Consider the following 9,942-nt stretch of genomic DNA (forward strand, 5'->3'; position numbering starts at 1 on the left):
GCTCAAAATGGAACACAGATTGAACTGGAGGCCTACCCAAGGTTATCTAAAACATTTTATCTTTATGTTGGCGGAGGTTACTCTAATGATGTTGGGCTTTTTCCGAAATACCGTACAGGAGTTTCTTTAAACGCTAATTTACCTCATAGTTTTGAGGCTGAGATTGGTTACCGACAGCTTTATTTCAGCAACAGCATATGGATGTATACAGCTGCTGTAGGAAAATATTATAAAAATTTCTGGTTTAACCTTCGAACTTATATTACGCCGGATAACAAAAATATTTCACATTCCTACACCGCAACGGTAAGGTATTATACCAAAAGTGCACAGGATTATTTCGCTTTCCAGATCGGTACGGGGATAAGCCCGGAAGAAAGCCGCAATAATCTCTTAGAAAATGAGACCTACAAACTGAAAACATTCAAGGTGGGAGCTGAATATAATTTTTCTGTAAAAAGAAATCTTTTTTCGCTGGGAGCCATGTATTACAACCAGGAATACCTGCCAAATACCACCGGAAGCCAGTTTGATATCACATTGGGATACACCAGAAAGTTCTAACCTTTTATCTTGTATTTCTTTTTTTCATAAAATTGGTCATTACGGAATCCGGCATCAGTTTTTGGGAGCTATAAAATCTTGAATTCATATTTTTAAACTGACTGAAACGCTGGCTAACAGTCTTCAATACCGCATCATCCTGATATGAATCTGATCCGGAGTTGTTAATCATAAGCAATTGCCCATCATGAAGATAATATTTTCCGGAAACAAAATCCACCATCATGTCTTTACTCTGCATGATTGGAATATCTGCTTTAGCGGCTTCTGAATCGGCAGACAGCCCTCTTCCTACCCAGGTAACCGTTGAAGGTGTATTTATTTTATAATTATTCCTGTAATAAGCCAAAATAGATGGTGCGACATCAAAATGGCTGACTGTTTTCTGAAAACGCTTCGGTTCTTTAAGCAAAGGTGAATAAATCAGTAATGGTACGTGAAATCTGTCAATATTAGATTGTATGGTAATTTCCGGCATACTATGATCTCCGGTAATTACGAAGATTGTATTTTCAAAGTCCTGACGTTTACGGTAGCTCTCAAAAAAGTTCCTTAAAGCGTCATCTGCATTCAGCACAGAGATCAGCTGATTCTTAAAACCTTCAGCCCATTTTTTTTGTTGGGGAGACAATAAATTAGACTTCAGCTTTTCATTGTAGAGCTTCTCATAGCGGCTTCGGTTGTTAATCAAAAACGGATTATGGGTGGAAAGAGTTAGAATCATGTCAAAATAAGGACGTTCCTGCAGCCCTTTTCCTTCCAGCATCTTACTGAAAACAGCCTGGTCTTCATATCCCCAGCTTTCACCATTATTGGCCGGAAGCTTTTGATAAGGGCTTCCGAATGATGACTTATCTACAATATGATCTACTTTACTGTATTCCAGAAATTCCCTGTAGCGGTCAAATGATACATTTCCACCATAGAAGAATCCTGTTTCAAAGTTATTCGCTTTTAGAATATTATAAAGATTAAAATTTTCCGGAGTTTTTTCAATCTCCAGAAATCCATTTTTTCCGAAAGGAAGAGATCCCGTTAATGAAGGTAAAGCTCCAAATGTTCTTCCTGCTGAACTCAGGCTGTTTTCCCAGTATAAACTTTTCTGAGACAGTGAGTCCAGGAAAGGAGTAAAATTCCCGATATATCCTTTGGGTGAGGTATATGCATGGCCAAAGCCCTCCAGCACTATAAAAACAAGGTTAGGAGTTTTGATGGATGGATTAAGGTAAGAGCCCAGAAAGTCCAGTGTATTTTCTTTTCTCCAGAAAGGAAATGCCTGATCTAAAGCTTCAGGGCTAGCCGTAAAATGATCTTCGCCTTCCAGCAAATCTGTAATTTCCGGATGTTCACTGATAAAGTTATCTTCATTAGACTTAAAGAAATAAGCCCACTTACTGTTTGCTGCGGTTTGGGTAAAGGTATTGGCCTGATTCAATTTTTCAGACTGCAAAATCGTGTCCGGAATAAAGAATGCAGCCGCCCCTATACAAAGGAAAGCTATTCCTATATACATTGATTTCAATGCTGATTTCCCGGCAATCCATAACGGAATTATGGTAGCTCCCATCAGAAGTATCAAAAGAGCAAAATTCTTAAAATTAAACATTCCGCTAGCCTTCAGAATTTGTTCTATTTCTTCTTTACTGTAGTATAAAAAATCTGCGCCTAACGTATTCTGAGTTTCGGAAAAATACAGAAACAGAATATACTGCATAATGACCACAAAGGCTGACACCATTAAAGCTACAGTCTTGGCCCAGCTTTCTTTTATGCAATTAATAATAAGATAAATAATCCCCAAACCAAATATTAACCTGCACGCAAACAAGATATTTTTCAGGAAAAGATTACCCACAATAAGTTGAGCATCCAATCCCGGAAGAGAATATCTGTACCACAGCCATTCAGCAACTACTCCAATTAAAAATAACAGCAGGAAAACACCAGAGAACATTCCCCATTTTTTAAGTCCGTTCTGAAGAATTGCTGAGATTCTTTCTTTAAAAGGCAAGTTTTGAATATTCTGATTAAAGCCTTGTCTTTTCATTTCTCCCCATCCGTGTGATTTTTTGAAATAGTCTATAAATCCGCTCACTCCTGCTTTCACTACAATAGGATGAAAATAAAAAGGTTCTGAAAAAGCAGTTCCTATCAACCTGATAAAGTCTTTTCTTTTAGTATAGACCTGATAGCTTACTAGATCTACCAATATCCCATAAATAGAATAGAGGAATCCCATAGAAATGACCAGAGCAAATAAAATAGCAAAGAACGGCCAGTTAATGATTCCCAATAAAAGAAAAACAATGAAAATAATATACCCTGAAAATTCCACCAATGGACCTAAAAACTCAAAGAAAAACCAATACGGAAGGCTTACCATTCCTAATTTTCCATATTTAGGATTGAACATCAGTTTCCTGTGCTTCCATAACGTTTCCATTGTTCCTCGCATCCATCGGTTCCTTTGTTTCCGGAGAATATCCTTGCTTTCAGGAACTTCCGTCCAGCACAATGGATCCGGGATAGTACAAACTTCATAAGGTTCTTTCCTTTCTTCCATATACTTTCGCATACGAACTACCAACTCCATATCCTCTCCTACTGTATTTTTATCATAGCCACCACATTCCAGCACAATTTTTCTGTCAAAAACACCAAATGCGCCGGATATCAGGATTAATCCGGAAGCTCGTGACCAGGCCATCCTTCCCAGTACAAAAGCCCTTATATATTCTAAAGCCTGAGTTCTTCCCAATAATGTTTTGGGCATATTCACACTTACTACCTTCCCATCTTCAATAACACAGTTGTTAGCAAGACGGATAACACCTCCGCAGGCTATAATTTTTTTGTCAGTTTGCTGTAAAAAAGGTTTTGCCAGCTTCAGGATCGCATCCTGTTCAAGGATACAGTCTACATCAATACAAACCAGATACTCTCCTGAGGAAACATTAATTCCGACATTCAATGCATCAGCCTTTCCACCATTTTCCTTGTCTACGATAATCAGTTTTTTAAAGGCAGGATTTTTACTTTTATAAATACCTCTTACTTTATTGGTTTCAATTTTCCCTTGCACAAAGAAGGAAATACATTCTAACTCGTAGGCTTCTATGAGTTTCTGTAAAGAGTCATCTTTACTCCCATCATTTACAATGATAATCTCCAGATTGTGATAGTAAAGGGATAATAATGACCTTACATTTTCTACAATGGTCATTCCCTCATTATAAGCCGGAGCAATAAGACTGAAAACAGGAGCATTGGGATTGGCCGCTATAATACTGTAATCTGTAAATGTATTTTCTTTTTTATACCGAAGCACAGCACCTAACGCATAGATTCCGATCCAACCATAAATAAGTGTTACAGCAGTTCCATATACAAGGAACAGCCATATGACAATTTCATAGATGATATGTGAAAATTCTAGCATACTTTTTCCTGAAGTGCGTATTTAACAATTTGAATTAATTCTTCAGATGATGATTCATCCTGTATCAACTTCCATAAATATTCCTGTTGTCCTAATGAGAAGAGAGCTTCTGCAGCCTGTACTTTAATTCCTGAAACAGGGCTATTCTCCAGTTCTTCTTTAAGCAAATCAACACAGGCCTTATCTTTTGAAATTTTCATCACGCGAAGAATCTCAAGCTTAACTTCTACGGGCTGTCCTGAATACATTTCAATAAGCTGAAGAATTGTTGAAGGGTTTTCCAATGATAATAGAGTTTGTACAGCCTGTGCCCTGACCTCAACAGATGAATGTTCCATCAAGGAAATCACCATAGAATAAAAAGAAAGCAACTGAAATTTTCTTAGTAATTTAAGAGTGAAAATAATGACAGAGGCATTGTTGCTTTTCAGCCAGCTTTCAATAGCTGCTTCAGAATCATCAGGTATTTTTGTAACAGACAGGAGCAATCTCAGTTGCTGCCATTCTGATATTTTACCTGATGCTGTACTCAAAAATCCAAGTCCATCAAATCCTTTCAGACTCACCATAGCATACTGTGCTTCCTGGTAGACCTGTTCAGAAGAGTGTGATAAAAAAGAAGCAATCTTTGGGATAGCCTCTTTTGAATCCATTACCGTAAGTTCCTGTATTCCTCCTGCAATCAGATATGTTTTTTTCTGTTCCAGTTTGTGCATAGCTTCACGATAAAGCCCATATTGTTTAAACAGATCTTTTATTCTTTCCTTCGCTGATCCTGAAAATTTCTTTTCAGAATCTACCAGCTTGTTCAGAAAAAGCTTCCTGAAAGACGAATTATCAGCAAGTTTTTTGAAATGGATATCGGAAGAAAGCTCCTGCTCATCATATACAATGGCTTCTGATATCTTTGCATCAATAATCTTTATCCATCCGGACACCCGCATACCTTCTCTGTACTGTAAAAAGCTGTAAAAAAGTACGATGATAATTAATACCAGTACTAATGAAAGCATTCCAAGGAATACCAGAAAAAGAAAATGTACAGATGTAGTGAGCAGCATACTTAATTTTATTTAGGCATAAATCTTTTGATTCTTAACATCAGTTCATTGGGACTGAAAGGTTTCACAATAAAGTCCGAGGCTCCCAGATCAAAGGCATTAAGCACCACTTCCTCCTGTCCCATACCAGACAGCATAATCACCGGAAGTTGTTTCCCCATGGTTTGAATAGCAGACAGTATTTCAATTCCCGAGGCAAAAGGCATCATAATATCGGTAATTGCCAGATCTACGTCTTTTTCCTTCAGAGTTTCGATAGCTTCTTTTCCGTTGCGGGTAAGAATAACCTCATGCCCTTCTTTCAATAATTTATGTTCAATGGTTTTGAGAATCAGTTCATCATCTTCAGCAATCAAAATCAACATAGTTTTTGTTTTTTTATATTAAAGCTTTTATTAAATTCAATCCGATGGATATTTCATGAAGAACCTCCTTTTGCATAGAAGGGAAATCCATATCTTCTTCTGTTCTGCGCTCCCAGTATAAAACCTTTTCTGCAAGTTTAACTAAACCAGCCGTTCCGGAAGTCCCTTTGAGCTTATGAAGAATCCTCTTTACATCATTTGTATTTTTTTCTGCAACCGCAGAATTAATATTATGTCTTGTCTGTTCAAGCTCACTGATGACCAGATTTAAAAATACTTTTTTAAAATCTTCGTCATCTCCTGTTTGCTCATTCAGTACATTCATATCAAGATAATGATTGGATTCCCCCTTTTTTTCGGCAACATCTTTGCTATTCAAAATATATTTTTTCAGCATTTCTAATAGGTCTGCTCTTCGCAAAGGTTTAGGAAGGAAATCATTCATTCCGGATTCCAGACATTTTTCTTTTTCTCCCAACAGAGTTCCGGCAGTAACCCCGATAATCGGAATATCAAGATATCCCGGAAGTAAACGAATCTGTGTTGTAGCTTCAATCCCATCCATTACCGGCATTTGTACGTCCATCAATACAAGGGAAAAATCATTGTTTTTACATTGCTCCAATGCTTCCAGGCCGTTAACAGCCTCGGTAAGCTGAACATCTGAAATGAGAGATTTCATCATTTTATGATTAAGGACCATATTGACCGGATTATCATCCACCAATAAAACCTTAAGATCAGGCATAGATATGGAAGAATTTAATTCCTGAGGGACAATTTCCACTTCTTTATCATTATGCTCAATTGCCCGTTTCAATGTTTTATACAAATCTTCTGAGCGTATGGGTTTCAATAAAAAAAAGGAATTTTCTTCCTGGCGGAAAGCATTGATAACATCATGCTCTTCTGAAGAGGTATGCAGAATAACTAATGGAGAAGCTTCATTCTGATTATTGAACAGCGCTTTAATTTTTTCTATAGTTTCTAACCCTGAAATAACCGGCATATGATAATCCATTAAAATAACATCAAAACGTTCTCCTGCCAGTAAAATCTGAAGAGCCTCCATCCCATTAGCGGCTAATTTAGATTCAATTTTTTTGTAGGCCAGCATGTGTTGGAGAATGATTCTATTAGCCTCGTTATCATCAACAATGAGTACTTTTTGTATTTTAAGTTCCTCATCTTCGTTTGTTTCAGGAGTTTCATAAGGAACTTCAATATCAAAGAAAAATACAGACCCTTTTTGCAGGGTACTTTTCAATTGAAGACGGCTTCCCATATATCCCAGGATATTATTTGAAATGGTAAGCCCAAGCCCTGTTCCTCCATACCGTTTACTGATAGAGCTGTTCTCCTGTGTGAAAGCATCAAAGATATGCTGCTGTTTTTCATCGGGAATTCCAATGCCGGTATCTCTTACTGAGAATCGCAATGATATATTACCTTCTTTCATTTGCTGCTTTTCTACTTTCAGTTCTATTTCACCCTGTTCTGTAAATTTTACGGCATTCCCCAAAAGATTAATAAGGATTTGCTTCAGCCTGGATTCATCAAGCCATATAATTTTCGGCAATCCCTGTTCTATATTCAAAAGCAGCTCAATGTCCTTTTTCTGGGACTGATAAAGGATAACGTTAATTACCTGGCTCACCAGATCATATACATTGGATTTCTCAATATGGAGTTCCATTTTACCGGATTCTATTTTAGAAAAATCAAGAATATCATTAATGATGGTTAACAAGTTTTCCCCTGATTCATTGATATAGTTAAGATATTGGTTTTGTACTTCATTCAAAGGGGTCTTCAACAGAAGTTCTGAAAAGCCGATAACTCCATTCAGTGGAGTCCGGATCTCATGGCTCATATTGGCTAAAAATTCGGATTTTGCTTTGCTGGCAATATCTGCCATTTTCTTGGCATTTTTAAGTTCTTCGTTTGTTTTTACAGCCTGAGTAATATTCTGGGCAGATATAATTACCCCTGCCACAACTCCATCAGAAAGAAACCATGGCCTTACTTCCAGATCATAATGCTGAAGTTCTTCTTTATGCTCTGTTTCTACTATAAAATTCTCATTTTTATAGGCTTTACCTTTTAAAGCGTTGAAATATATGTCTTTTCTTTCTTTAGGTACATTGGGAGAGATTTCAAAAATATTTTTCCCAATAAGTTCCCTGTCATTCATATGGAACTCCTCTTTCCAGCTGCTGCTTACAGACAGGTAATTAAGTTCCTTATCAAACATTGCCACAGCAACAGGAACATAGGTAGCAAAAGACTGCATCATGGCTTCTTTCTTTGCCAGTTCAAGATATATCGTTTTAAATGCGTCAATATCCTGAATAATTCCGAATACTCTGGTACATGCTCCTTCTTCAAATTCCGGAATCCCTTTTACTCTCACCCAAATGGTAATGCCGTCATTGCGTACAAGCTGGAATTCTTCATCATAAGGTATTCCTTCTGTTACAGCTCTATTGAACAAATATTCTACTCTTTCCCGGTCTTCATCCTTATAAAATCCCAATGCATTATTAAAATCAGGTTGAAACTCAGCATCTATTTTATGAATCTCTTTTGTTGTTCGTGACCAGAATACGGAGTTATTTTTCAGATCTACTTCCCAGCCTCCTACCTGGGCTACAGCACTGGTTTGTTCAAGCATTTTTTTCGCATAAACCAGATCCCTTTCCAGCTTTATTCTTTCTGTTACATTCAATGCTGTACTCACTACATAAGGTTCATCATTTTTATTGATTTCCACCAGATTATGGTACATCCAGATCAGCTCTTCCCCTTCCTTGGTCTTCAGAATCATAGTGCCGGAAACTTCCTTGTTTTGATTGATGCTCTTCAAATAATCCTCAAGCAAAGGCCAGTTTTTTTCAGGGACAAGATCTTTGAGGTTCAGTCCGTTAACTTCTTCTGCAGAATAATGTAAGATTTCTCTTCCTTTTTCATTAACTTCAAGAATATTACCCTCCATGTCATGCATACTCATCAGCCCGATAGCATTTTCAAAAAAGCCTCTGAAACGGCGTTCTGAACTCTCCAACTGGAGCTTTTCTTCAATATGTTGAGTGATATTGATTCCGAAGCAAAAAATTTCAGATTGGTCCTGATTCCGCTTCAGATACCATTCTATGATTATATTCTCGGAATCTCCGGTTTTTGTAGAGGTAGTGAAAGCCAGACCTTCCTCAGTCTGAACCAATCCTTTCTGTATCTTAAGCTCCTGATCATGTTTTCCTACTAATGTTAAAAAATTCAGATCAACTGCCTGTCCCTTTTCAAACTTAAACGCTTTTTCGAAAGCAGAATTTATATCTTTAATAATAAATTGGTTATCCAATACACAGATCAGATTATTGGAAATATCAAAAATCTGCTGGAAATATTCTGCTTGGATATTTCTTCTCCTTCCCATTAAAATTTTGGTAACGGCTTCTCCTATTTTTGTAAGGGTGGAAATCTGGCTTTCAGATAAAGATTTGGTTTCATAATCAAAGACACAAAGTGTTCCCAATGTAAATCCTTCATCATCAACAAGAGGTATTCCGGCATAAAAACGGATTCCCGCTGCTAGAATGATTGAATTACTAGAGGACCTTTCATCCAAAAGCGTATCATTAATAACTACTGCTTCACCACTTGCAACAGAGTACTGACAAACGGTATTTTTACGTTCCACAGAATCCAAATCAATACCTATACAGCTCTGTATAATCTGAGTTTCACTCTCCATAATGGCAATAAGCGCATTGGAACAGCCGGTAATCAAGCATGCTGTTTCAGCAAAGACATCCAACTGGGGATCTTTTGGTAAACTCAGAAGATCAAACAGTTCCAACTTTTTAATTCGACCTTTTTCATTGTCAGGAACTGGATAATTATTCATATTATTAACAATATTTCATTATTAGGTTAAATATACTCAGAAAATTGTTATTATGGGTAATTTTTGAAAATAATTAAACAAATATCACTACTACGTGATTACATATTATTTGATTGTAGATATTATTTTATTTGAACAAGCATATCATTAAATCTAAAGCTACTTAGGCATCTTTTCATTATTTGACTTTAAAATAGTTTTCCGATATAAAAATATAAAAAATGAATTTGATTATATAACTGATTGATAACTACAATTGCCCAGTAATTAAATTTGTATTAAATTTGCACCCGATTCTCATGTTTAATTTGAGTTTTCATGGTTATTAGTTTTTATCCTCGAAGTCATTCGGGGATTTTTTGTTTATATAATCCTGGGTTAATCAACCTAAATAAATTAAATTATACAAAAAGAGATATAGTTTTCATCTTCTTTGAAGATCCGGAATTTATAGGATTACTTTTCTAGTCAATAATTTTGTTTACAGATAATTTTAAAAACCACTATGTTTAATGCTCTATTTTTAACAGACCAAAACCAGATTACTTTAAACTTAAATCATTAATTTTTCACTTTTAAAAGAAATAAATCAATAAAAATGATTTT

Annotated in this window: 5 protein-coding genes; 1 reads left to right on the forward strand and 4 read right to left on the reverse strand. The window is 36.3% G+C overall.

Annotation, left to right across the window (positions count from 1 at the left end):
- On the forward strand, positions 1–564 hold a 564-nt coding region (locus BBH99_RS04000), incomplete at its 5' end, for a YaiO family outer membrane beta-barrel protein (protein ID WP_123872988.1).
- Between the two features lie 4 nt (positions 565–568).
- Here BBH99_RS04000 and BBH99_RS04005 read toward each other — a convergent pair.
- Genes BBH99_RS04005 through BBH99_RS04020 form a run of 4 tightly spaced genes read right to left on the reverse strand, consistent with a single transcriptional unit; the run spans position 569 to position 9,336 of the window.
- Positions 569–4,003: a sulfatase-like hydrolase/transferase gene (locus tag BBH99_RS04005; protein ID WP_066692295.1), complete on the reverse strand. Its 3,435-nt coding sequence runs from the start codon at positions 4,001–4,003 to the stop codon at positions 569–571.
- Positions 3,997–5,064: a HEAT repeat domain-containing protein gene (locus tag BBH99_RS04010; RefSeq protein WP_066692298.1), complete on the reverse strand. Its 1,068-nt coding sequence runs from the start codon at positions 5,062–5,064 to the stop codon at positions 3,997–3,999. The genes BBH99_RS04005 and BBH99_RS04010 overlap by 7 nt, the downstream gene beginning before the upstream one ends.
- An 8-nt stretch (positions 5,065–5,072) precedes the next feature.
- Positions 5,073–5,429 (reverse strand): response regulator transcription factor, encoded by a 357-nt coding sequence (locus BBH99_RS04015; protein WP_066692301.1) that lies wholly within the window; start codon positions 5,427–5,429, stop codon positions 5,073–5,075.
- Between the two features lie 13 nt (positions 5,430–5,442).
- Positions 5,443–9,336 (reverse strand): response regulator, encoded by a 3,894-nt coding sequence (locus tag BBH99_RS04020; RefSeq protein ID WP_066692304.1) that lies wholly within the window; start codon positions 9,334–9,336, stop codon positions 5,443–5,445.
- Between the last annotated feature and the right edge of the window lie 606 nt (positions 9,337–9,942).

The organism is Chryseobacterium contaminans (assembly GCF_001684955.1).
GTDB classification, from domain to species: Bacteria; Bacteroidota; Bacteroidia; order Flavobacteriales; family Weeksellaceae; genus Chryseobacterium; species Chryseobacterium contaminans.

Bases quoted from the DNA above. Each gene is read 5' to 3' on its own strand.
- BBH99_RS04005 (WP_066692295.1), bottom strand. From the start codon at position 4,003: ATGCTAGAATTTTCACATATCATCTATGAAATTGTCATATGGCTGTTC.
- BBH99_RS04010 (WP_066692298.1), bottom strand. From the start codon at position 5,064: ATGCTGCTCACTACATCTGTACATTTTCTTTTTCTGGTATTCCTTGGA.
- BBH99_RS04015 (WP_066692301.1), bottom strand. From the start codon at position 5,429: ATGTTGATTTTGATTGCTGAAGATGATGAACTGATTCTCAAAACCATT.
- BBH99_RS04020 (WP_066692304.1), bottom strand. From the start codon at position 9,336: ATGAATAATTATCCAGTTCCTGACAATGAAAAAGGTCGAATTAAAAAG.